This is a genomic window from Bradyrhizobium sp., from assembly GCF_049519115.1.
Taxonomy (GTDB): domain Bacteria; phylum Pseudomonadota; class Alphaproteobacteria; order Rhizobiales; family Xanthobacteraceae; genus Bradyrhizobium.
Map to the genome: position 1 here is coordinate 102,455 of NZ_JBEKRB010000023.1, position 22,792 is coordinate 125,246.

22 protein-coding genes and 1 pseudogene are annotated in these 22,792 nt (G+C 61.0%); 14 read left to right on the forward strand and 9 right to left on the reverse strand.

The genetic code is table 11. From position 1 onward, the window contains the following. The first annotated feature begins 54 nt into the window (after positions 1–54). Positions 55–1,662, forward strand: coding sequence for an alpha-amylase family glycosyl hydrolase (locus ABSE61_RS18790; RefSeq protein ID WP_423872623.1), 1,608 nt, complete (start codon positions 55–57; stop codon positions 1,660–1,662). Here the strand turns inward: ABSE61_RS18790 and ABSE61_RS18795 are convergent. Together ABSE61_RS18795 and ABSE61_RS18800 are read right to left on the reverse strand one after the other, a co-directional pair. Further along, positions 1,659–3,359 (reverse strand): alpha-amylase family protein, encoded by a 1,701-nt coding sequence (locus tag ABSE61_RS18795; RefSeq protein WP_423872624.1) that lies wholly within the window; start codon positions 3,357–3,359, stop codon positions 1,659–1,661. The two genes, ABSE61_RS18790 and ABSE61_RS18795, sit on opposite strands and share 4 nt — an antisense overlap. 688 nt (positions 3,360–4,047) lie before the next feature. Further along, positions 4,048–5,847, reverse strand: a complete 1,800-nt coding sequence (locus ABSE61_RS18800) for a sensor histidine kinase (protein ID WP_423872625.1) — start codon at positions 5,845–5,847, stop codon at positions 4,048–4,050. Positions 5,848–6,082: 235 nt separating this feature from the next. On the opposite strand from ABSE61_RS18800, the gene ABSE61_RS18805 reads away from it, so the two are divergent. From ABSE61_RS18805 to ABSE61_RS18820, 4 genes are all read left to right on the forward strand, one after another. Further along, positions 6,083–6,865: a substrate-binding periplasmic protein gene (locus ABSE61_RS18805; protein ID WP_423872626.1), complete on the forward strand. Its 783-nt coding sequence runs from the start codon at positions 6,083–6,085 to the stop codon at positions 6,863–6,865. A gap of 5 nt (positions 6,866–6,870) precedes the next feature. Then, positions 6,871–7,383 carry a substrate-binding periplasmic protein gene (locus tag ABSE61_RS18810; RefSeq protein WP_423872627.1) on the forward strand — a complete coding sequence of 171 codons (513 nt, stop codon included), beginning with the start codon at positions 6,871–6,873 and terminating at the stop codon, positions 7,381–7,383. A gap of 106 nt (positions 7,384–7,489) precedes the next feature. Then, on the forward strand, positions 7,490–7,639 hold the full coding sequence (locus ABSE61_RS18815) for a hypothetical protein (RefSeq protein ID WP_423872628.1): 150 nt from the start codon (positions 7,490–7,492) through the stop codon (positions 7,637–7,639). 102 nt (positions 7,640–7,741) lie between these two features. Then, a complete protein-coding gene (locus ABSE61_RS18820) occupies positions 7,742–8,440 on the forward strand; it encodes a substrate-binding periplasmic protein (protein WP_423872629.1) in 699 nt (232 codons plus the stop codon). Between the two features lie 343 nt (positions 8,441–8,783). On the opposite strand, the gene ABSE61_RS18825 is transcribed toward ABSE61_RS18820, so the two are convergent. After that, positions 8,784–9,692 (reverse strand): LysR family transcriptional regulator, encoded by a 909-nt coding sequence (locus ABSE61_RS18825; RefSeq protein ID WP_423872630.1) that lies wholly within the window; start codon positions 9,690–9,692, stop codon positions 8,784–8,786. A 96-nt stretch (positions 9,693–9,788) separates the two neighbouring features. On the opposite strand from ABSE61_RS18825, the gene ABSE61_RS18830 reads away from it, so the two are divergent. After that, positions 9,789–10,664 carry an aldo/keto reductase family oxidoreductase gene (locus ABSE61_RS18830; protein ID WP_423872631.1) on the forward strand — a complete coding sequence of 292 codons (876 nt, stop codon included), beginning with the start codon at positions 9,789–9,791 and terminating at the stop codon, positions 10,662–10,664. A gap of 102 nt (positions 10,665–10,766) precedes the next feature. On the opposite strand, the gene ABSE61_RS18835 is transcribed toward ABSE61_RS18830, so the two are convergent. Next, positions 10,767–11,489 carry an HAD family hydrolase gene (locus ABSE61_RS18835; protein ID WP_423872632.1) on the reverse strand — a complete coding sequence of 241 codons (723 nt, stop codon included), beginning with the start codon at positions 11,487–11,489 and terminating at the stop codon, positions 10,767–10,769. Then, positions 11,471–11,881, reverse strand: a complete 411-nt coding sequence (locus ABSE61_RS18840; RefSeq protein ID WP_423872633.1) for an NADH:ubiquinone oxidoreductase subunit NDUFA12 — start codon at positions 11,879–11,881, stop codon at positions 11,471–11,473. Before ABSE61_RS18840 ends, ABSE61_RS18835 begins: the two co-directional genes overlap by 19 nt. A gap of 265 nt (positions 11,882–12,146) precedes the next feature. Between ABSE61_RS18840 and ABSE61_RS18845 the strand changes: the two genes are divergently transcribed. Next, on the forward strand, positions 12,147–12,677 hold the full coding sequence (locus ABSE61_RS18845) for a BA14K family protein (protein ID WP_423872634.1): 531 nt from the start codon (positions 12,147–12,149) through the stop codon (positions 12,675–12,677). A 12-nt stretch (positions 12,678–12,689) separates the two neighbouring features. On the opposite strand, the gene ABSE61_RS18850 is transcribed toward ABSE61_RS18845, so the two are convergent. Next, positions 12,690–13,589 carry a DMT family transporter gene (locus ABSE61_RS18850; RefSeq protein ID WP_423872635.1) on the reverse strand — a complete coding sequence of 300 codons (900 nt, stop codon included), beginning with the start codon at positions 13,587–13,589 and terminating at the stop codon, positions 12,690–12,692. Between the two features lie 785 nt (positions 13,590–14,374). Between ABSE61_RS18850 and ABSE61_RS18855 the strand changes: the two genes are divergently transcribed. Next, positions 14,375–18,145 carry a vitamin B12-dependent ribonucleotide reductase gene (locus tag ABSE61_RS18855; protein WP_423872636.1) on the forward strand — a complete coding sequence of 1,257 codons (3,771 nt, stop codon included), beginning with the start codon at positions 14,375–14,377 and terminating at the stop codon, positions 18,143–18,145. Positions 18,146–18,398: 253 nt separating this feature from the next. On the opposite strand, the gene ABSE61_RS18860 is transcribed toward ABSE61_RS18855, so the two are convergent. Continuing rightward, complete coding sequence (locus ABSE61_RS18860; RefSeq protein ID WP_423872637.1) at positions 18,399–19,025, reverse strand: TetR/AcrR family transcriptional regulator; 627 nt, start codon at positions 19,023–19,025, stop codon at positions 18,399–18,401. A 119-nt stretch (positions 19,026–19,144) separates the two neighbouring features. Between ABSE61_RS18860 and ABSE61_RS18865 the strand changes: the two genes are divergently transcribed. From ABSE61_RS18865 to ABSE61_RS18890, 6 genes and pseudogenes are all read left to right on the forward strand, one after another. After that, complete coding sequence (locus ABSE61_RS18865) at positions 19,145–20,092, forward strand: SDR family NAD(P)-dependent oxidoreductase (RefSeq protein ID WP_423872638.1); 948 nt, start codon at positions 19,145–19,147, stop codon at positions 20,090–20,092. Between the two features lie 52 nt (positions 20,093–20,144). Continuing rightward, positions 20,145–20,657, forward strand: a complete 513-nt coding sequence (locus ABSE61_RS18870; protein WP_423872639.1) for a DUF8737 domain-containing protein — start codon at positions 20,145–20,147, stop codon at positions 20,655–20,657. Then, positions 20,654–20,833, forward strand: coding sequence for an SDR family oxidoreductase (locus tag ABSE61_RS18875; RefSeq protein WP_423872640.1), 180 nt, complete (start codon positions 20,654–20,656; stop codon positions 20,831–20,833). The genes ABSE61_RS18870 and ABSE61_RS18875 overlap by 4 nt, the downstream gene beginning before the upstream one ends. Positions 20,834–21,109: 276 nt before the next feature. Then, positions 21,110–21,832, forward strand: coding sequence for an SDR family oxidoreductase (locus ABSE61_RS18880; protein WP_423872641.1), 723 nt, complete (start codon positions 21,110–21,112; stop codon positions 21,830–21,832). A gap of 42 nt (positions 21,833–21,874) precedes the next feature. Continuing rightward, a complete protein-coding gene (locus ABSE61_RS18885; protein WP_423872642.1) occupies positions 21,875–22,105 on the forward strand; it encodes a hypothetical protein in 231 nt (76 codons plus the stop codon). Between the two features lie 20 nt (positions 22,106–22,125). Continuing rightward, positions 22,126–22,203, forward strand: a pseudogene (locus ABSE61_RS18890) (oxidoreductase); the annotation flags it as partial. Positions 22,204–22,227: 24 nt separating this feature from the next. Here the strand turns inward: ABSE61_RS18890 and ABSE61_RS18895 are convergent. Together ABSE61_RS18895 and ABSE61_RS18900 are read right to left on the reverse strand one after the other, a co-directional pair. Next, positions 22,228–22,434 (reverse strand): hypothetical protein, encoded by a 207-nt coding sequence (locus ABSE61_RS18895; protein WP_423872643.1) that lies wholly within the window; start codon positions 22,432–22,434, stop codon positions 22,228–22,230. Positions 22,435–22,600: 166 nt separating this feature from the next. Continuing rightward, the coding region (locus ABSE61_RS18900) for a helix-turn-helix domain-containing protein (RefSeq protein WP_423872644.1) at positions 22,601–22,792 on the reverse strand (192 nt) is incomplete at its 5' end.

The following is a 22,792-nucleotide window of genomic DNA, read 5'->3' on the forward strand; positions in this document are numbered from 1 at the left end:
CGAACTCTGCCGCCTGCGGTTCGGACTTTCACAAGCTGAAGATTGATCTTTGAAATGGCTGAGAGTGTCGGGCCCTGGTGGCAACGCGGCGTTTTCTATCAGATCTACCCGCGCTCGTTTCAGGACTCCAGCGCCGATGGCGTCGGCGATATCAAGGGCATCATCGACCGCCTGCCCTATTTGCTGACGCTTGGCGTTGATGCCATCTGGCTGTCGCCGATCTTTCCCTCGCCGATGGCCGACTTCGGCTACGACATCTCAGACTACAGCGGCGTGGACCCGCTGTTTGGCACGATGGACGATCTGGAGGCCTTGCTGGACGCTGCGCACGCGGCCGGCCTGAAAGTGATACTCGACCTTGTACCCAATCACACCTCTGACCAGCATCCATGGTTCGTCGAAAGCCGGCATTCGAAACAGAACCCCAAGCGCGACTGGTACATCTGGCGTGATCCGGCACTAGACGGCGGTCCGCCGAACAATTGGCTTTCGGAATTCGGAGGAAGTGCCTGGCAGTACGACGCCGCGACAGGGCAATACTACTACCACGCCTTTCTGGCGCAACAGCCGGACCTGAATTGGCGCAATCCCGCTGTGCGCCAGGCGATCTACGATGTGATGCGCTTCTGGCTTCGGAAAGGGGTCGACGGTTTCCGCGTCGACGTGATCTGGCACCTGATCAAGGATGCCGAGTTTCGCGACAACCCTCCCAACCCGGCGTTTCGGGAGGGGCGCCCACCGCACGAGAGAATTCTGCCAATTCATTCCACCGACCAACCTGAAGTTCACGACGTGATCGCGGAGATGCGGCGCGTGACGGAGGAATTCGATTCCCGCGTTCTGATTGGAGAAATCTATCTGCCACCCGAGCGTCTGGTCGCATACTACGGCAAGAACCTTGGAGGCGCTCAGTTGCCGTTCAATTTTGCGCTGCTGTCGGCACCATGGAATGCGCGTGCGATCGAGAAAATCATCCATGACTACGAAGCCGCATTGCCGCCCGGCGCCTGGCCGAATTGGGTTCTCGGCAATCACGATCGTCCGCGCGTGGCGAGCCGGGTCGGACACGCGCAGGCGCGCGTAGCCGCAATGCTGCTGTTGACGCTGCGCGGAACGCCGACGCTCTACTACGGCGACGAAATCGGAATGCGACAAGTGGCAATTGCGCCGGATCAAGTGCGCGATCCCTTCGAGATAAATGTCCCGAATATCGGGGTCGGGCGAGACGGTTGCCGCACGCCGATGCAATGGGACGCGACACGGTATGCGGGCTTCTCGACGTCGATCCCCTGGCTGCCCGTTGCCGAGGATTCTATTCATGAAAACGTGGTCAATCTCAACGCGGATGCTCGTTCGATTCTCAATCTCTACAAGGCGCTGATCGGACTGCGTCGAAAGCTGCCGGCTTTGCAATGGGGCGATTACGTGCCGGTCGCAGCCGAAGGCGACCTGCTGATTTACCGCAGGGAACGCGATGGCGGTTCGGTGACGATCGTACTCAACCTGGGTGACCAGCCGGTGTCGATCGCGTCGGAAAAAATGGCTGGGCTGGGTGGAACAATTTTGCTTTCGACTTTCCTCGACAGGGAGCGCGAGAAAATCGAGGGCGCGGTTGATCTGCGCGGCAATGAGGGCGTCATCCTCAATGACTCCAACGGCTAAGCCGGATGACTGGCCTTGCCCGTCGAATCCGTGTCGATATCTGTTCGCTTCAGCAGATAATCCAGGCCACCGACGCGGTACCATCGGTATCCATAGGCTTCCAGCATCAGGTGGTGCTTGCCGTCATCGTCGGCGTGGCTGTGGTCTTCCGCCAGCAGATTGACCAAAAGCTTTCCGCCTTCGCCTGAAAGTCCGGTCGCGAACGAAACCTCACGCGGCTTCTCATCGAGATTGTGCACGAACAACACAGAATTGTTTCGCCAGTCGTAGCGCAAAATCAAGACAGCCGGATCGCGGTGGGCGATGACCTGAAAGTCTCCCCAGCCGACCTCGGGAACTTCCTTGCGCATCCGGATAATGCGCTCGGTCCAGTTCAAGAGAGAGTTGGGATCGCGGCGCTGCACGGCCACATTGACGTGTTCATAGCCGTAGGGACCTTTGTCGATCACCGGCGAAGCCGGTTTGTCACTTTCGGTGAAGCCCGCGTTCGGCTCGGTCGACCACTGCATGGGCGTGCGCGCGCAATTGCGTTCGGGCAGATCGAGATTATCGCCCATGCCGATTTCGTCGCCGTACCGGATCACCGGCGTGCCCGGCAACGTGCAGAGCAGGCTATAGGCCAATTCGAGCCGGCGCCGGTCGCCTCCGAGCATCGGAGCCAGCCGGCGTCGAATTCCCCTGTCATAGAGCTGCATGTTCTTGTCGGGACCGAATTTCTCGAACACCGTCTGGCGCTGCGCGTTGGTCAGACGGCCGAGGTCGAGTTCATCGTGGTTGCGCAGGAATAATCCCCATTGCGCCGTGGCGGGCCGGGTTCTGGTTGCCTTGAGAGCGGCGGCGAGCGGGCGGGTATCGGCGGATGCCATCGCATAAAACAGATGCTGGTTGACGTGGAAGTTGAACATCATCTGCATGCGATCGCCGGCCTTGCCGAAATATTCCATGTCGGTTTTCGGCTTCACATTGGCTTCGCCGAGAATGATGGCGTTGCCTTGCCGCCACTGCAGGAATTCGCGGAGCGACCGCAGCATGTCGTATTGTTCGACCGGGGTTTTGACCTTCGCTCCCTTGGTGGCGATCACAAACGGGACCGCATCCATGCGAAAGCCGGATACACCGAGCTGAGTCCAAAATCCCATGACCTTAAGAATTTCGGCCTGCACCTGCGGATTCGATGTGTTGAGGTCAGGTTGAAAGTCGTAGAAGCGATGAAAGTACCAGGCCTTGGCCTCTTTATCGCGCGTCCACGTCGATTTCTGCACGCCGGGAAACACCATCCCCTTGTCGGCGTTGGTCGGCTTGTTGTCCGACCAGACATACCAATCACGGTATCGCGAATCCTTCGAGCTGCGAGCGTGGCGAAACCACGGATGGGCGTCGGATGTGTGGTTGACGACGAGATCGATGATCACGCGGATGCCGCGTTGTTGGCAGCCATGGGTGAATTCAACAAAATCGCCGAGCGTGCCGTACCGCGGGTCCACGCCATAATAGTCGGCGATGTCGTAGCCATCGTCCTTGCCCGGTGACGGCTGAAACGGCATCAGCCAGATTGTGGTGATACCGAGACCCTGCAGATAGTCCAGCCGGCGCAGCAGCCCTTTGAAATCACCGACACCGTCTCCGTTGGCATCCATATAGGTGCCGACGGACAGACAATAAAATATGGCATTCTTGTACCAGAGATCATCGATCATGCGCGGCTGACTTTTGTCCGGGTTGGGAACAAGCCGCGGCCGCAGACAGAGTTCCCCTGCGTTGCTGCCCACGGCACTTTGACGCACGCGCGATGTCCGACTTCACGCCCTGGAATGCGCCCCGAACTCGAAGCCCGCCAGCTGCCGAAGATTTTCTGGATAAAACCGAGGCAAAGAACGAGACAGAAAAAGGCCGCCCGGTTTCCCGGACGGCCTTTCCTGTCTCACGGCAGCCTCACATTTAAACGGGCGATCTCAGGACGTCGTATCCGGGGGCCTATCTCCCGGCCCATACTGATCGGAAGCCGCTGCTTATCGGGGCAGTCGCGAGCTGTTGCCCGATCCGTCCGCGGTGGTTTCCCATCTCCGTAAGATGACCCTACTAAGCCATCGCCCCAGACGTGACGCAACGGCGGTGTCCTTGATATCCCCGTTGATCCCGTTGTTCACAGGCCTAGTGGCCCGATTTTAATATTCGCATCCCTTCTCGGCGGGCACTTTTGCGAGTGTTAGAATCACAGGACCGCCAGCAAGCATATGCTTCTAGTGGAATTTAGGATTTGACGTTCGCTTTCCGGACTCGTGGTCAAGTGGGTGGCGAACGTCAGATCCACTCCACTGGGCGCCGCACAAAAGATTTCGCTCGAGCTGCGTGTCGCGCAACCGAGCCTGTCATATCGGGTCGCGACTACGCCTCAGACGACTCCAGGTTCTCAAGCGATTTTTCCCGGGTCCGCAGCATCACGTAAAAGACGGCGCCGTGAGGTTGGTTCGGCATCGCCCAGAGCCGCCCCCCATGGTTTTGGATGATTGAGCGGCAGATCGACAATCCCATCCCCAAGCCACTTGCCTTGGTCGTGTAAAAGGCATCGAACATTCGCTCAGGATTGGTGTGAGGCAGTCCCGGACCGGAATCTGCTACCGCAACAAGCACACCGCCCGACTCGCCCTCACTGCTGCTGATCAGTAACTCGCGCGATCCTTCCCCAACTTCGCTCAACGCTTCAATGGCGTTCATGATCAGGTTGAGGATGACCTGTTGCAACTGGACTCTGTCCCCCACGATGGGCGGCAGCCCTTCTGACAGCTGCATTTTCACGAAAACGCCATGCTGCGACGCCGCGGCACGGGCCAGTGTCATAATCTCCAAAATGGCTTCGTTGATCTCGAGGTCTCCGTTCTGCGCCGGCGCATTTTTGGAGAAGTTACGAATCCGGCTCACAATATCGGCGGCCCGCTTGCCGTCTTTGATAATATGCTCGACCGCCTGCGTGGCCTCTTCCAAATTTGGCGGCTGGCGGGCGAGCCAGCGCAGGGCAGTTCCGGCATTCATCAGTGTGGCAGCGATGGGCTGGTTGACTTCGTGGGCGATGGACGCCGAGAGTTGGCCCATGGTCGCGACACGGTTCGCGTGCGCCAGTTCGGCCTCGGCGCGCTTTCGCTCGGTCAGATCCACGACAAAGGCGACAGCTTGGTTTTCAGCTTCCTCGATGCGCGCTACGCCGACCAGCGCCGGCATGCGGCTGCCGTCTTTGCGGAAATACTCTTTCTCGAATGCCTGCAAAGCCCCTGTTGTCTTCACCTTTTCAACACGCGCCGGGTCGGCTTCGCGCCACTCCGGCGGTGAATTAGTCCAGCGCACACGGCCCGCGACGAGGTCCTCCCGATCGTATCCCACCATTCGAAGGAACGCGTCATTGGCCTCGATGATCTGGCCATCGAGATCTATGATCAAGATTCCGATAATGTTGGAATCGACCAGGCGCCGGATCTTCGCCTCTCGTTCCCTGAGATCGCCGTAGGCTGCTTGCAGCCCCGAATACATCTGGTTGAACGCTCCGACCAGACCGTCAAGCTCATCCGCGGGCCGAGGCGAATGCCGCGCCAGTCGAAGCGGCAGGTGTGAACCGCGAAGATCGTATCCCCTGAGCGATGTTGCTATCGCGGTGAGGTGACGTGTGATCAGCCGGTGGACAATAAGGAGGATGAAGAAGGAAACCACGAACGTCTTGATCGCCTGACTGACCATGATGACCGCCGCGGTGTCGACAAGCCGGCGATAGACCGGTTCGAACGTGGCTTCGACCACGAGAATGCCGAGCAACTGCTCGGGGCCGTGATCCGCATATATGATTCTGAACTCGCGGCGCATGGGAGCGTTGGCCTGGCGCGAGCCGGCGGTCACCACGAAGGGGGCGGGTACGGCACGATCGGTGGCCTCGCGCAGTTCGACGTAGCTGATATCGGGCAGGTGAAGTATTCCCTCGACCTGCAATCGAAGCTGGCGCGCGTCCAGCCGCCAGAGGCCGTCGCCGAGGCTTCGACTATAGACGCTATCGATCTCGGACATTCGCAGATCGATAGCCTGGACGTCGCGGCGATAGTCGAAGTAGAGCTGTAGCAATGTCAGAAGCAGCGTGATCACTGAGCTAAAGAACAGGACACGGACGAGAAGACGCCATCCAAGACCGCCGAGGCGGCCAGGCAACGAACGCCATGCCGTGGGGATGCGCCTCAGCGTCGGTGATCCGCGATCGGATCGGCCGCCGTCCTTGCCGGCGTGTGTCGCTTCAAATTGCAAAAACTCACCCTTGCGGCGACAAGCGCATACAACTGGCGCAAATACGACTGCTGTGCCCTGTTTGCATCACACGGAGACCTATACCATCGCATAGTTCCCGTTCCGACACTATCGTGCAACCATCGGCGCGATGGGGATGCCGATGATGGCGAGACCGTTCGGGTTTCGGCGCTTTTTCTGTCTTGCGATGATCATCGTCTCGATGCTCGGCGGACGGGCACTGGCAACCGAGCCGTTGCGGCTTGTCACGTTTTCCCTGCCGCCCTTCATGGATTTGAACGATGAAAAAACGCCGGGATTTAGCGTCGAGGTGCTGCGGCAGGTCTTCACTGTCATGGGCCGGGAAACCTCGTTCGAAGAATTCCCGTTTTCGCGTAGCTGGGCAATGGTTGCTGGTGGCGAGCGCGACGGGATTTTCGGCGTGGTCCGGACCGGCGAGCGAGAGCGGATCTGCTCCTTTCCGGACGAGCCGCTGACGCGGGAGCGGTGGGTCTTCTTCATACGAACGGCCGACGCCGGGAGGCTGACGTTTTCCTCGTACGACGATCTCGTCGGACATGACATCGCGATGCCCGGACCACTCCCCGGCGTGTACATGTCAGCCGAGTTGCGGAAGTTCTTGCAGGAGCATCACGGCAACATCGTCGATACGGCGGATCCCGCTATGGTCTTCAGCATGCTGGCATCCGGCCGCGTCGACTACGCGATCGTGAACCTTGCCGTCGGAAAGCGGGAAATCGCCGCCATGGGGCTATCCGGCAAGATAGAGCCGATATTGTCCCGCAGCGCGATGGAAGACAGTTATCGCGTCTGTTTCAGCAAGGCGCGCGTTGATCCGGCGTTTGTCGATGCGTTCTCGAGCGCCTTGAGGGAATTCAAGCAGACCGAGGCGTTCCAGGCGATCTACCGCAAATATTTTCCGTGAGGGCCATGGCAGGAATGGTCGGATTTCGAGGCCTTCTGTGCGCGACAATTGCCGTCGTTTGGGCGCTTGGCGGATGGGCAGCGACGGCGGAGCCATTGCGGCTCGTCACTGATCATTTGCCGCCCTACGAGGACCTGAACAACGAAAGTGCGCCGGGATTCAGCGTTGAAGTCGTCAAGCAGGTCTTCGCTGCCATCGGCCGGGATGCCTCCTTCGAAGAATTCCCGTTGGCCCGCGGCTTGGCGATGATTGAAAGTGGCGAGCGCGACGGAATATTCGGCTTGGTCAGCACCCACGAGCGAACGCAGTTCTGCCGCTTTCCAGACGAGCCGCTGAGTCGGGTGCGGTGGGTCTTGTTTGTGCGTACAGCCGACGCCGCGAGGCTGAAGTTCTCGTCGTTCGACGATCTCGTTGGACACCAATTTGCGGTCGCCGCCGGCAGCTACCTGTCGCCCGAGCTGCGAACGTTCTTGCGCGAGCATCCCGACAAATGGTCGAAACGTCGGGCCCGGCCATGAGCCTTCAAATGCTCGCGGCCGGCCGCGTCGACTACGCACAGGTGAATCTCGCGGTTGGGATGGGGTATATCGCCGCGCTGGGGCATCAGGTAAGATTCAGCCTATATTGACCCGCAGCGCAGGGGAAGCCATCTATCTTGTCTGTTTCAGCAAGACGCGCGTTTCGCCCGCTTTTGTCGATGCGTTCTCGAACGCACTGAAGCAATTCAAGCAGACCGAGGCGTTTCAGGCGATCTATCGCAAATACTTTCCGTGAGGAATGCCTGCAATGGCGAGACCGATCGGGCTTCGATGCCTTCTGTGCGCGGCAATTGCCGTTATCTGCGCGTTTGGTGGACGTGCACCGGCGGCGGAACCATTGCGGCTCGTCACCGAACGTCTGCTGCCCTTCGAGAACCTGGACGATGACGAAGCGCCGGGACTCAGTGTCGAAGTCCTCAGGCAGGTGTTCGCCGCCATGGGCCGGGACGCCTCCTTTGAGGCTCTCCCCTTTAATCGCGATTGGATGATGATCGTCCGGGGCGAGGCCAACGGAATATTCAGCACCTTTCGCACCAGCGAACGAGAGCAAATCTGCTCCTTCCCGGACGAGCCGCTGGGCCAAACAAGATGGGTCCTCTTCATACGCAAGTCTGACGTCGGGAAGCTCAAATTTTCGTCGTTTGACGATCTCGTGGGACACGACGTCGCTGTCCGCGGACCGGTTCCTGGCTTGTTCGAACAGCCGACCGTGTCGCCCGAGCTGTGGAAATTCTTGCGCGAGCATCACAACATGGTCCAAACGGCCAGCGGCGCCGAAAGCCTCCGCATGCTGGCAGCCGACCGCGTCGATTATGCGGTCGTAAACCTCTCCAGCGCGATGGGGGAAATCGTCGCAATGGGGTTATCTGGAAAGATCGAGCCGCTGTTGTCCCGCAGCGCGAACGAAGAAGGCGTTTACGTCTGCTTCATTAGGGGGTGCGTCGATCCAACGTTCGTCGATGCGTTCTCGCGCGCGTTGAAGCAGTTCAAGCAGACCGAGGCGTTCCAGGCGATCTACCGCAAATATTTTCCGTGACTTTCTCCCGCGCAATAGCCACAGCCGTAAAGAAAAAGGCCGCCCGGTTTCCCGGACGGCCTTTCCTGTCTCACGGCAGCCTCACATTTAAACGGGCGATCTCAGGACGTCGTATCCGGGGGCCTATCTCCCGGCTCATCCTGATCGGAAGCCGCTGCTTATCGGGTCAGTCGCGAGCTGTTGCCCGATCCGTCCGCGGTGGTTTCCCATCTCCGTAAGATGACCCTACTAAGCCATCGCCCTAGACGTGGCGCAACGGCGCTGTCCTTGATGTCCCCGTTGATCCCGTTGTTCACAGGCACGTGGGCAGCGCAATACCACGTGGTTTGCGTTTCGACTGACGCTAAACCTTGTCGGCCGATGCCTTGATGAAATCGACAAAGGCCCGCAGTGGCGCCGGCACAAGCCGCCGTCCGGGGTAATAGAGATACGGCCCCGCGAAACGCTGCCACCAGGGTTCGAGAACCGGTTGGAGCGCGCCGCTTTCAAAGTGCGGGCGCAGCCAGTCCTCGAACAAAGGCACGATGCCGGTGCCCGCGATCGCGGCGTCGACGAGCAGATCGGTGGCGCCGCCGACGGTCACCGTCAGCGGCCCCGTCACGTCGACCTTGACGACTTCACCATCGCGCTCGAACTCCCAACCCACCGTCGCGCCGCTCGGAAACCGCCCCTGCAGACACGTATGATTGAGCAGATCGCGCGGGTGCTCAGGTCGTCCGCGTCGCTTGAGATAGGCCGGGGCGGCACCGAGGGCGAAGCGCTGCTGACGCGGCCCGATCGGCACCGCAATCATGTCCTGCTCCAGCCGCTCGTCATAGCGGATGCCGGCGTCGCAACCGGCCGCGAGCACGTCGACGAAATTCTCCTCGGCGATGACCTCCAGGCGAATGTCCGGATAGGCGGCGAGAAACCTCGGCACAATCGCTGGCAGCACCAGCCGGGCCGCGCTGACCGGAACATTCAGTTTTAGCGTACCCGCCGGCCGTTTACCCAGGCCATGGACCACATCGATGGCGGCTTCGACCTCGCTCAGCGCCGGGGTCAGCCGCTCCAGCAGGCGCTCGCCCGCCTCGGTCGGAACGACACTGCGCGTGGTCCGGTTGAGGAGCCTGACGCCGAGCTGCGCCTCCAGCCTGCGAACCGCCTCGCTCAGCCCGGATGCGCTAACGCCACTCGTGCGGGCGCCATCGCGAAAACCACCGGCGCGGGCCACTGATACGAATGCATTGAGATCAGCGAGGTTGGCTTTCATTGTTCGGTTTTTCGTACGACCTGTACGAACTGTGCCCATTTTCGTGCATGCTGGCAAGGTCTAGCTAGGGCTGGTCACACCCTAAGGAGATCGACCATGACCAGTGTTCAGAAATCCTGGACTTTCACGCTCGGCGACCGCACCGTTTATCGCCTCGGCTATGGCGCCATGCAGCTGGCAGGGCCCGGCGTTTTCGGCCCGCCCAAGGACCGCAGCGCGGCAGTAGCCGTCCTGCGCGAGGCCGTCGCGCAAGGCGTGAACCACATCGACACCAGCGATTTCTACGGGCCCCACGTCACGAACCAGATTATCCGCGAGGCGCTGCACCCCTACCCGGACGACCTCACCATCGTCACAAAAGTCAGCGCCCGGCGCGGCGCCGATGGATCGTGGATTCCGGCGATGTCACCGGCTGAACTGACCCAAGCCGTGCACGACAACCTTCGCAATCTCGGGCTGGACGTGCTCGACGTCGTCAACCTGCGCAGCATGTTCGACGTACATGGCCCCGCCGAAGGATCGCTTGAAGCGCCGCTCTCCGCCCTCGCCGACCTGCAGCGCAAAGGCCTGATACGTCACATTGGGCTCAGCAACGTCACACCGACGCAGGTCGCGGAAGGACGCAAGATTTGCGAGATCGTTTGCGTGCAGAATTACTACAATCTGGCGCACCGCGACGACGACAAGCTGATCGACGACCTCGCGCGCGCCGGCACCGCCTATGTGCCGTTCTTCCCGCTCGGCGGTTTCAATCCGCTGCTATCGTCGGTCTTGTCTGACGTTGCCGCGCGACTTGGCGCGACCCCGATGCAGGTCGCGCTCGGCTGGCTGCTTCGTCGCGCGCCCAATATCCTTCTCATTCCCGGCACCTCATCGATGGCGCATTTGAAGGAAAATCTGACGGCGACCGAAATCGCCTTGTCCGACGATGTCATCAAGCAACTGGACGGCGTCGCAACCAAAGCCGCCTGACTGGCGTCCGAAAGCCGGCTGCGACCCACCTCGTCTAACGCCGTCGCTCGCGGCGTTGCATACGATTCTCGGCTACCTCTGACGTGACGGCGTGGCCGCCGCTTATGAGTCCACGCCCAACAACGGACGGATCACGCGATCGAGTTCTGCAAACGAAGCCACCACATGATCGGCGCCGGCTTTTCTCAACTTCACATCATGGCCGGGCTGGATATGGCCCGCCGCGGTGAACCCGATTACGGTTGCGCCCGCGGCGTGCCCTGCGGTAACGCCGCCAACACTATCCTCGATCACGATGCAATCGGCGGGTGCGAAGCCGAGTTGTTCGGCCGCATGCAGGAAGATGTCGGGATGCGGTTTGCCGCGGGCGACGTTCGAGGCGCTGAACACCCGCCCTTCGAACAGCGGCGTCATGTTCAGCACCTCAAGGCTCAACGCCAGCCGCTCGGGTGACGATGACGAGGCAATGCAACGCGGCACCTTGCGCCAAATCCCGAGGAATTTCTCGAGAAATTCGCGCGCGCCGCCGACCGGTGTCAGACGAGCGCGAAAGGCCTCGAACGTCCTGAGCTGATAGGCGTCAGTGAAATCCGGAGGCAGCTTGCGGCCGGTCACGGCTTCGATGGTCTCGATCACTTCAGAAAGCCGCTTGCCCATGAAGGTGCGGTAGGCGTCGTCCACCGTCGTAGGTACGCCCAATTCGGTGACGATCTCGGCGATCACGGTGTTGGACAGCACCTCGCTGTCGGCAAGCACGCCGTCGAAATCGAAAATGATGGCGCGGTGGTGCGAACTCAGTTTCGAGTTCAGTTTCCGGGAGTCCACGGCTGGTAATCGCCGGTGGCCTTGGGCCTTCGGCCGCTCGCCAGCGTCGAGCCCGATGGGCGATAGGCGTTGGGCGTGCCGGTCATGTTCGGCACATGCGGCTTTTCCCACTCCCGCGGCGTGTAGTTTTCTTCCGTGGGGGCGACGTCGACCGTGTGATGGATCCAGCCGTGCCAGGACGGAGGAATGCGGGTCGCCTCGGCATAGCCATTATAGACCACCCAGCGGCGCTCGAAGCCGAGCGTCGGATCGATCTTGCGGCCCGCGGTGCGGTAGTAACGGTTGCCCTGCTCGTCCTCGCCAACCAGCTCGCCGAACCGCCAGGTCCATAGCTGCGTGCCGAAAGTCTGGCCGTTCCACCAGGTGAACACTTTGAGGAAGAACTGCTTCATCGGGCCAAGCCGCCTTGTTGTGCGATGCCGTTCTGATGCCACCTGCGTGCCGAATTGTCCAGTTGGGCATTGCCCAGCAGGCCTGCGCGGCAGGCTTGAGGGTCTTCCCGGGCAAGGCCGTCATCACAGCCGCGTCATTGGCCCGACCGTTCGTTCCGCCCAGCCAACGGCGCGATTTCATCACTTTAAGTGCACGCGTCGTTGCGACTCGGGAACATCAGCCCTCGGGAGGGGTGGATCTTTCGAGCAAGTCAAGGAGCCGACCATGACCATCTCATCAATCCACGCAAAAGGTTTTGGCGCCGCCACGGCAATCGCCCTGGTTCTGGCGATGGCCGCGCCCGCCGCAAACCACGCCGAATATCGAGGTGCCGGCCACCCGGCCCATGTGAATGCCCTGCCCCGTCCGCCGATGAGACCCCTTCAGACCGGCACGGTGGTCGCAGCCCCTGCCGCGCAGGCGTTGCCGCCGCGCGTCGTGCCATCAGCGCCGTCCGTTGCGATCGGGCACGCGGAAGAGATTGGCCACGTGGGCGATCAAGGCCATGATCGCGGCCATGAATCCGGCCGACGGGACGCCCGTATCATCGTCGTCGGCGTGCCGTCGACTTATTACTATGGAGCGCCGACCTATGACGCACCCGGAAACGACCAGTATTCCGACGGCGGTCCTGCGACCGGGCCCTCACCGCTCGCCGACGTCAATGCCAGCAACTGCGCGCAGGCTTCTTCCTCCTACGACCCGCAGTCGGGCACCTATAACGGCGACGACGGGTTGGCGCATCCTTGCCCGTAAGGCGGGTGCGTTTCAGGATTGCGTCGCGAGTGCCACACCCGCAAGCGTGAACAGAAGGGCCGCGATCTGGCCGAGGCCGAGCGGCTCGTGCAGTGCGACGGCTGACGTCATCACGCCGATGACGGGAACCGCCATGGTGCCGATCGCCGCAACAGACGCCGGCAGCCGCACCAGCGCCGCAAACCAGCAAACATAGGCAATGCAGAACTGGACGACGGTCGAATAGCCGAACAGGAGCCAGTCGGTGCCGGTCAACCCGGAAAAATTGGAAGTCTCGAACAGAAAACCGGCGATCGAGACCGGTAAACAGCCGATTCCGATCTGCCAGGCTGCCGCCGACACCGGCGGCAAATTCAAAGGCAGCTTCTTGGCCAGAACCGCGCCAACGGCAAAGCCGATCGCTCCGCCCAGCGCAAACAGGATTCCCGGCAGTTTCGACAGGCTCGCCGCAACGCCGTTGCCGCCGAGAATCGCACACAAGCCGGCAAACGCCATCACCAGCGAGAGCACCCGCAACCAGTTCGGCCGCTCGCCGAGGATCGGCCACGCCAGGATTGAGGCCCAGACCGGCATGGTGTAGGCGATCAGCGCGGCTTCGCTGGCGGGAAGAAACACCAGCGCAAATCCCATCAGCACCATCCAGCAGCCGACATTGAGGACGGCCGCCAGTACGAGGCGCGGCCACATCGCGCGCGGCACCCGCAGGTTCTGGCCCCACAACAGCGCGAGGATCGCCAACAGAGCGGCACCGATCACGCCTGTGCTGCCGCGCAGTGTCAGCGGCGGCAGATAGCCGAGCAGGAACTTGGTGATCGGCCAGTTGAATCCCCAGCCGATCGAGGTCATCGCAAGGAAGGCTAGCCCTGCGGGCGCGATGCGCGCTGTCGCGCCCGGCTGGTCGGAAGATGCCATGGGGGGAAACCAGTGAGAATCGGCGACCGCGTTGCCACCAACGCGGCTACCTTGCCGCCGATCGGGTGCTCAAACCATGGTCAGGGACGTATACCTGACCGGACATAGGGGCGAGATGGCCGTAGCCCCAGGTGAGTCTCCGCCAGGCAAGATGTGGGGCACAATAAATAGTTGCCCCTGTGAACAGCGGGGCGAAGTCTACATCCCCGTCGCCAGCGACTTTTTTTCGCTTGGGAATCCCTGAGGACTCACTGATACTTGGCCCCATCAGGTGCGGGCGATGCCCCCTGGTTTTCCCCGCTTCCCACCATATTTAGTATTTGATTCAGGAACTCGTACTAATCCTTGACGGGCGCGTTGGAGTCGTCCTAGCTTTCTGTCGTTCGGCGCGAGTGTGTTTGGGTCCCGCCGGTCACTCCCTGAAGGGTTCCAAATTGACCACTCCGTCAGCCGGTCGAGGCAGCGGATGCGGGCCTTTTTGTCCCTCATCCAGGGATTATTCGGACGCGAAAAAACGAGCCAAAATGGCTCACAGTTTTGAGTTGGGGCGTTGAGTACATGGATCTGAAACGGCGGCTGGGGAGCTTCCGTTTTTGAGTGATCCATGAACCGGTTCAGCCGTTGGTGCTCGCACCGAGGGTTGAACCGTCAGAGAAAAGGGCCGGATCCACCGGCAGTAGCGTGCGGGACTTTTGGCCACCAGGCGCGTGGCCTTGCAGGATCGCTCAAGGAAAACATCCCGGCAGCCGCGGCGGCGGCCGGCCTAAAAAGAACGGGGCACGACCATGCGAATCGAACGGCGTAATACCACTGCGGGCCAGTCACCCTATGCACGGATTGATTTCAGATTGACGACATCTGAGATCCGCAATCCCGACGGCTCGGTGGTGTTCCGCCTGGAAAACGTCGAGGTGCCCGGCTTCTGGTCGCAGGTCGCCTCCGACGTCCTGGCGCAGAAGTATTTCCGTAAAGCCGGCGTTGCCGCGCGGCTGAAGAAGGTCGAGGAAGAGACCGTGCCGTCCTGGCTGTGGCGTTCGGTGCCCGACACCGAGGCGCTTGCGGCCCTGCCTGAAAACGAGCGTTTCGTCAGCGAACTCTCCGCCAAGCAGGTGTTCGATCGCCTCGCCGGCTGCTGGACCTATTGGGGCTGGAAGGGCAAGTATTTCTCCTCGGAAGAAGACGCCAGCGCCTTCTATGACGAACTGCGCTTCATGCTGGCCAAGCAGATGGTCGCACCGAACTCGCCGCAATGGTTCAACACCGGGCTTCACTGGGCCTACGGTGTCGATGGCCCCGGCCAGGGCCATTATTATGTCGATCCCTTCACCGGCAAACTGACCAAGTCCAAATCGTCCTACGAACATCCGCAGCCGCATGCCTGCTTCATCCAGGGCGTCAGTGACGACCTCGTCAACGAGGGCGGCATCATGGACCTGTGGGTGCGCGAGGCGCGCCTGTTCAAATATGGCTCCGGCACCGGCTCGAACTTCTCGCGGCTGCGCGGCGAAGGCGAAAAGCTTTCCGGTGGCGGCCGCTCGTCGGGCCTGATGAGCTTCCTCAAGATCGGCGACCGCGCCGCGGGCGCGATCAAATCGGGCGGCACCACGCGCCGCGCCGCCAAGATGGTCGTGGTCGACGCCGACCATCCGGATATCGAGACTTATATCGACTGGAAGGTGAAGGAGGAGCAGAAGGTTGCAGCTCTAGTCACCGGCTCCAAGATCAACCAGAAGCACCTCAAGGCCGTGATGAAGGCGGCGGTGAACTGCGAAGGTTCGGGCGACGACTGCTTCGATCCGGAGAAGAACCCGGCGCTACGCCGCGAGATCAAGCTCGCGCGCCGCTCGCTCGTGCCCGACAACTACATCAAGCGCGTGATCCAGTTCGCCAAGCAAGGCTACAAGGACATCAACTTCGACATCTACGACACCGACTGGGATTCCGAAGCCTATCTCACGGTGTCCGGCCAGAACTCCAACAACTCGGTATCGCTGAAGGACGACTTTTTGCGCGCGGTAGAAACGGATGGGAATTGGAATCTCATCGGCCGCACCACCAAGAAGGTGACGAAAACCCTCAAGGCCCGCGATCTCTGGGAGAAAATCGGTTACGCCGCCTGGGCGTCGGCCGATCCCGGCCTGCACTTCAACACCACGATGAACGACTGGCACACCTGTAAAGCCTCCGGCGACATCCGCGCGTCCAATCCGTGCTCGGAATACATGTTCCTGGACGACACGGCGTGCAACCTGGCGTCCGCCAACCTGCTGACGTTCTACGACATCCAGTCCAAGACCTTCGACGTCGCATCCTACGAGCATCTCTGCCGGCTCTGGACGCTGGTGCTCGAGATCTCCGTGATGATGGCGCAATTCCCCTCGCGCGCGATCGCCGAACTCTCCTACGAGTTCCGCACGCTAGGCCTCGGCTTCGCCAATATCGGCGGTCTCCTGATGACCATGGGTCTTCCTTACGACAGCAAGGAAGGCCGCTCGCTCTGCGGCGCACTCACAGCAGTCATGACCGGCGTTGCCTACAAGACTTCAGCGGAGATGGCGGGCGAACTCGGCACCTTCCCCGGCTACAAGAAGAATTCCGCGCACATGCTTCGGGTGATCCGCAACCACCGCAACGCCGCGCACGGCAACGCGTCCGGCTATGAGGCGCTGGCGGTGAGCCCGGTGCCGCTCGACCACGCCTCCTGCCCGCAAGCCGATTTGATCGCGCGTGCGACCAAGGCGTGGGACGATGCGCTGGCGCTTGGAGAGGCCAACGGCTTCCGCAACGCGCAAACGACTGTGCTGGCGCCAACCGGCACGATCGGTCTGGTCATGGATTGCGACACCACCGGCATCGAGCCGGATTTCGCGCTGGTGAAATTCAAGAAGCTCGCCGGCGGCGGCTACTTCAAGATCATCAACCAGGCGGTGCCGGCGGCGCTACGCGCGCTCGGCTATCGCGAAAGCGAGATCGCCGAGATCGAGGCCTATGCCGTCGGTCTTGGTTCGCTCTCGAATGCGCCCGGCATCAACGCGTCAACCTTGAAGGCCAAAGGCTTCACCGACGAAGCCATTGCGAAAGTGGAAAAGGCGCTCCCGACCGCGTTCGACATCAAATTCGCCTTCAACAAGTGGACCTTCGGCGAGGATTTCATCCGCGACCAGCTCGGCATTGGGCTAGAAGCCATTGCGGCACCGAATTTCGACCTGCTCACCGCGCTCGGCTTCACCAAGCGCGAGATCGAGGCCGCTAACGTCCACATCTGCGGTGCGATGACGGTGGAAGGCGCGCCGCACCTGAAGGCCGAGCATTATCCGGTGTTCGACTGCGCCAACCCCTGCGGCAAGATCGGCAAGCGCTATCTGTCGGTCGAAAGCCACATCCGTATGATGGCGGCCTCCCAGCCGTTCATCTCGGGCGCGATCAGCAAAACCATCAACATGCCGAACGACGCCACCGTCGAGGATTGCAAATCGGCGTATCTCTTGTCCTGGAAACTGGCGCTGAAGGCCAACGCGCTCTACCGCGACGGCTCGAAGCTGTCGCAGCCGCTCAACTCGCAGCTCATCAGTGACGATGACGACGAGGACGATACGGTCGAGGCGTACTACGACAAGCCGATGGCCGCGCGGACCGCGCAGGTCTCGGAAAAGATCGTCGAAAAACTCGTCGAACGCATTATCGTGATGCGCGAGCGCGAGAAGATGCCGGATCGCCGCAAGGGCTACACCCAGAAGGCCGTGGTCGGCGGGCACAAGGTTTACTTGCGAACCGGCGAATATGACGACGGCCGCATCGGCGAGATCTTCATCGACATGCACAAGGAAGGCGCGGCGCTGCGTTCTTTCATCAACAACTTCGCGATCGCGGTTTCACTGGGACTTCAGTACGGCGTGCCGCTGGAAGAATATGTCGATGCCTTCACCTTCACCCGCTTCGAGCCGGCGGGCCCGGTGCAGGGCAACGACTCCATCAAGTATGCGACCTCGATCCTCGACTATGTCTTCCGCGAACTCGCGGTCAGCTACATGTCGCGCTTCGACCTCGCCCATGTCGATCCGACCGAAAGCGGCTTCGACGCGCTCGGCAAGGGTGTCGAGGAAGGCAAGGACCCCGAGAGCCACGGTCACCATCAGGCGAACAAATATCTCTCCAAGGGGCTGACACGTTCGCGGACCGACAATCTCGTGGTGATGCGCGGCGGAAGTGCTGTGGTCAGCGCGGGTTCGGACTCCGCTCCCTCGGGCGGCAGCAAGGTGACGTCGCTGTCTCCCGCTGGCGGCCACGGCCGCGTGTCCGACACCGTGGAAGGCGCGGTCGCGCTGAAGCAGGAAGCGCAACACGACCTCTCACCGACCGAAAAGCTCGAGGCGCTGCAATGGAGCAAGGCGGGCGCGGCCACGGCCGCTCATCCCTCCAAGGCCGAACGCCGCGCCGAGGCGAAAGCCAAAGGCTACGAGGGCGAGATGTGCTCGGAGTGCGGCAACTTCACGCTGGTGCGTAACGGTACCTGCATGAAGTGCGACACGTGCGGATCGACGACGGGGTGTTCGTGATCTGACATAATCCGTCGAGCGCCTGTTTCAGGCGTGACTCCGAGGCTGCAGCGCCGGGCATAATGCGTCCCCTAATTAAACGTCCCCTAATCCGAGCATAATAGGTCCCCTACCCGATCAAAGTAGGTCCCCCCGAATCAAAACCCCGCCGGCGACGGCGGGGTTTTGATTGGGACGGTGTGTGTGATGGGTAACCGTGTGGACCGAGTGGCGCCAGCGCAAGTTGCTCGCTCCGACCTTTTCGCCTTCGGCATCAACGTTCTGGATTTCCACCCCGCGGCAGGAGCACCAAGTCGGCCGCTTCCCCGGCGTCTTTGAGGAGCGTCTTACGCGACGTGCCCATCTGCGCACGCATCGTCAGACCGCGGGCAAGGTCCATGACCTGGCTCGCGCGGGCGGCTACAGGAAAGTCAGACGGGATTTCTCCCGCGCTAATCCCGTCCCGGAAACGACGTTCTACCAGCGCCACGGCGCCAGCTACCGCCTTCTGCAGGAACTGCCGGACCTCAGCGTCGTTCACAAGCGGCGCGACGCACACGAGAAGACATCCCTGGGCGGATCCTTTCTCGGTCGCAATTTCGACGTTGAACCTCAGGAAGCTGATGAGCGAGTCGCGAAGCGACTGCGGCGAGAGGAGTGCTTTCGCAGCGAGAGCGCCTTTCGTCTCTGCATACGCCTTAAGGACGCGCAAGAACAACGTCCGCTTGTCTCCGAAGATCGAATACAGGCTCGGCCGTCCCACGCCCATCCCGGCGACGAGATCGTCGATCGTCACGCCGTCGTAGCCCTTCGACCAGAAGACCTGGGTCGCCTTTTCCAGCGCGTCCCTCTCGTCGAAACTGCGCGGGCGACCACGGGGCTTGGCATCATTTTGAAACATTTAGTTCGAAATCCCTTGACCGTGATTAGTATCCAGCCAATACATAACGAAACAGTTCAAAAATATCAAGACGGTCCTCGGAGACCGGTTCAGCCTTCTCTTTCACCAAGGAACCACTTATGAGCCATTCGATCGCTCTCGTCACCGGCGCCACCTCCGGGCTCGGTTATGCGGCGGCCCGCGCTCTTGCCGGAGAGGGCTGGCGCGAGATCGTCGTCACCGGGCGCAGCTTGGCTCGGGTCCAGGAAACGGCCGCTCAGCTCGCGGCTGAGACCAAGACACAGGTTTTCACGCCGCTGGAGCTGGATCTGGACACGCCGACCAGCGTCCAATCCGCACTCGCCGAGCTGGTCAGGGTAGGTAAGCCGGTCGATTTCCTACTGCTAAACGCAGGGTGGATCGGAGGTAAGGAGCGCGTGCTCACGGCGACGGGCATCGAGTCGACTCAGGCCCCGCTCATCGGCCATCATCAACTGACCGTCGGGTTGCTCCGCGCCAACCTGCTGAGCCCCAACGCGCGGATTGTTATCGCCGGCTCGGAATCCGCCCGAGGGGACGTACCCTTGTTTCCCTACACCGACGTGGCGGCCCTAGCGGCCACGCAACACCATCGCGACCGAAGCGCTGCGGTGGAAGCCCTGCTGCGCAGCGGACCGAGCGTGAAGTACGAGCCCCGCCGGGCGCACTCCGACGTGAAACTCATCGCCGCTTGGTGGGCGGCGGCGCTGTCGCGCCGGCTACCGCCCGGCATGGCCGTATACGCCGTCTCGCCTGGCAGCACGCCCGACACCCAGGGCATGCGAAACGCTGGCCCTGCCTTGAAGTGGCTGATGGTTCCGCTGATGAAGCTTATCCCCGGCATGTCTCACTCTCCTGAGACCGCAGTCCGTCGCTACCTTCAGGCATCGGCGTTCGGAACCGACGTCTCGGGGCAATTCTTCGCCTCGGCGCCCAAGAAGTTCACCGGCCCGATGGAGGCGATGCGCCAGCCACATTTTCACGATCGCGCCAACCAGGAAGCCGCGTGGCAGGCCATCGTCAAGGTCTCAGGCGTCGACTTGTCGTAGCCATAATCCATGCAGCGGTCGCTGCAATAGTCCACAGGAAGGGTTAAAAACCATGAATGCCGAGATAGCCATGTATATGGCCCAGGTTTTAAACACGGGCGCATTCATTGCTCTGGCGGTGTGGTACGTTGTACCGCGACTACGAAACCTTAGCCGCGCAAGCGCCCTGATGGCATTGACTGCCGTCCATTTGGGACGAACCCTGGCTCTCGCGGTTTATTCCTCACAAGACGCCGGCATGAAAATGCCCAATGCTGTTCGTGATCAGATTGTCATCGGCGATCTTGTTGGGTGGGCGCTGGCGCTGGTGATCCTATTCTGCCTCCATTCGCGTCTGCGTTTGTCGATCGCCCTTATATGGCTACTCGTCATCGAGACAGTTCTGGATTTCGGGTCTGGCACCATTAGTTCTATCCGCGCCGGCACCATGGGCGACTTAAACGGAGCACCTTGGCTGATTGTTGCCTTTTATGTGACGACTGTCGAGGTGGCCGTTGGCCTCACTATTTGGCAACTCATCACAAGGCGGGGTGAGCCGCTGTTCAAGGCCGAAGAGCGACGGTGATCGACACCGGTTCGGATCCTCAAACTGTCGCAGCAGCCCGTCAGTATGTGCCGGGCATCGAGGTGATCTCTTCCGACGCTTGGTGCCCGACTGCAGTAAAATCGCTTGTGGCGGAAGTGAAAAAAAAGCATGGCCGCATCGACGTCCTGTTCGTCAATGCAGGCGTCGCGAAATAGCACCGGCAGAACTAGCATCGACGTGTCTTACCCAACATTATTGAGCGCGGCGTCCTGAAGGAGCGCCGTCGCGGCGGAATGGTCGCGGTGACCAGACTCAGCATGCGGTTGCGGAGCAACGTGGTCCACAGGGTCCCACGGTATTTTGAAACGACTAGTTCAAAATTGCCTTGACCGCGTCCACTGTATCTATTAACAAACCAAACAGTTCAAAATCAGCAAAGCGACCCTGACGTCGCGAGGAGAATACGCATGCAACGATACCAAGATAAAAAAGTGGTGATCATCGGCGGCACGAGCGGCATAGGGCTCTCGACGGCGAAGATGCTCCTCGATGGGGGTGCGCGCGTTCTGGTGACGGGGCGGTCGCAGGCCGGCCTCGATTCGGCCGAGAAGGAGATTGGAAAGGACGCCATCGTGATTTCGAGCGACGCGCGTTCGTTGACGGACCTCGACGCCCTCGCCGTTCGGGCGAAGGCCGAGTTCGGCACCTTGGACCTGCTCTTCGTCAATGCCGGGTTCAGTCTCTTCGCCCCGCTCGAGCAAACGACCGAGGCGACCTTCGACGAGATGTTCAACCTGAACGCCAAGGGACCGTTTTTCGCGGTACAGAAACTTTCGCCGCTGATCACTCGCGGCGGTTCCATCGTCCTCACGACCTCGACCGCAAACGTCAAGGGGATGCCCATGCTCGCCGCATATGGAGGGGCCAAGGCTGCGCTGCGAAACTTCGCCCGGATGTTCGCCGCTGAGTTGCTTCCTCGGGGGATTCGCGTCAACGCAGTGTCGCCCGGCCCCACCGACACGCCGATCGCCGCCAAGTCGATGCCCGATAAAGACCTGGCCGCCCATCTCATAGCGCAGATGACCGAGGCCATTCCGATGAAGCGCTTCGGAACGGCGGAGGAACTCGCCAAGGCCGTCCTCTTCCTCGCGTTCGACGCGACCTTCATGACCGGCGTCGAACTTCCGGTCGACGGGGGCTGGTCGCAGCTCTGAGGGCAGTACGCGAAATGCATCGAAGTTTGATCTGAGGAGCCAATGACAGACACAGCGAACCATCTGGTCCCAGAGCAGGGGAAACTTCGTCGCGCGCTCGCGGCCGTTTTCGCCTGGATAGAAGCGATGGATTACTCCAGCTTTGACTACACTCTCCATCGCATCGAACGCTTGGAACGGGAAGTGGAAGAACTAAAGGAGGAACTGCGCCAAAGTCGCGATACGGCGCCCGTCGATGCTCACAACGGTAGCGCCGTTGGGCTCGAACATTGACGGGCGCGGAAGGAAACAAAATGTCTTTACTGAAAAACAAGATCGCCGTCGTCACGGAAGGCAGCAGCGGCATCGGCCTCGCGACCGCCAAGAGGTTCTTCGTCAGTGCAGGTTAAAGAAGGTCACGGCTTCAGCTTGTAGAGCCCCGACAGCCAGCCATCGAGCAGTTCCGCTACCACCTGGGAGACGTTGGTCTTTTCCCGGATCGCCTTGATCTTGGCTTCTTCAATCGTCTTTTCGGAGATGATGACCGTCAAAGCGTGCTTGCCGGCCGGCGCGCGCGGCCCGCTCGGTCGTTTCGGTTTCGCCGGCTCGCTCTTCTTCGCCACCTAAATTCCCCTGATTCGGCTGCTTAACCATGATGCACGGCCAACCGGCCGAGGCAAAGCCGACCCAAACTTACGCACCTGTGCGTACTTGACTCTACGCACCTGTTACCTTATTTGGAAACTTCTCGATAGGGTACAGGACACTCGATGGTCGATTTGAACGAACTCACGCCTGGTCAGGCAGAGCAGTTGCTCCGCCTCGAGGACCTGTGGCCTGAGTACGGTCACTCGCTGCAGGTTGACCTGGCGATTTGCCGTCAAGCAGGCCGGCAGCCCCCCGCGCATTAAACCGCATCACCCAGTCCCGGATGATCTGCAGCGTCACGCCGCCAATCCTCGCCGCCTCGGTGCGGGTCGC

Bases quoted from the DNA above. Each gene is read 5' to 3' on its own strand.
- ABSE61_RS18830 (WP_423872631.1), top strand. From the start codon at position 9,789: ATGACCAGTGTTCAGAAATCCTGGACTTTCACGCTCGGCGACCGCACC.
- ABSE61_RS18805 (WP_423872626.1), top strand. From the start codon at position 6,083: ATGATGGCGAGACCGTTCGGGTTTCGGCGCTTTTTCTGTCTTGCGATG.
- ABSE61_RS18840 (WP_423872633.1), bottom strand. From the start codon at position 11,881: ATGAAGCAGTTCTTCCTCAAAGTGTTCACCTGGTGGAACGGCCAGACT.
- ABSE61_RS18810 (WP_423872627.1), top strand. From the start codon at position 6,871: ATGGCAGGAATGGTCGGATTTCGAGGCCTTCTGTGCGCGACAATTGCC.
- ABSE61_RS18860 (WP_423872637.1), bottom strand. From the start codon at position 19,025: ATGTTTCAAAATGATGCCAAGCCCCGTGGTCGCCCGCGCAGTTTCGAC.
- ABSE61_RS18795 (WP_423872624.1), bottom strand. From the start codon at position 3,359: ATGATCGATGATCTCTGGTACAAGAATGCCATATTTTATTGTCTGTCC.
- ABSE61_RS18790 (WP_423872623.1), top strand. From the start codon at position 55: ATGGCTGAGAGTGTCGGGCCCTGGTGGCAACGCGGCGTTTTCTATCAG.
- ABSE61_RS18825 (WP_423872630.1), bottom strand. From the start codon at position 9,692: ATGAAAGCCAACCTCGCTGATCTCAATGCATTCGTATCAGTGGCCCGC.
- ABSE61_RS18850 (WP_423872635.1), bottom strand. From the start codon at position 13,589: ATGGCATCTTCCGACCAGCCGGGCGCGACAGCGCGCATCGCGCCCGCA.
- ABSE61_RS18855 (WP_423872636.1), top strand. From the start codon at position 14,375: ATGCGAATCGAACGGCGTAATACCACTGCGGGCCAGTCACCCTATGCA.
- ABSE61_RS18870 (WP_423872639.1), top strand. From the start codon at position 20,145: ATGAATGCCGAGATAGCCATGTATATGGCCCAGGTTTTAAACACGGGC.
- ABSE61_RS18845 (WP_423872634.1), top strand. From the start codon at position 12,147: ATGACCATCTCATCAATCCACGCAAAAGGTTTTGGCGCCGCCACGGCA.
- ABSE61_RS18865 (WP_423872638.1), top strand. From the start codon at position 19,145: ATGAGCCATTCGATCGCTCTCGTCACCGGCGCCACCTCCGGGCTCGGT.
- ABSE61_RS18885 (WP_423872642.1), top strand. From the start codon at position 21,875: ATGACAGACACAGCGAACCATCTGGTCCCAGAGCAGGGGAAACTTCGT.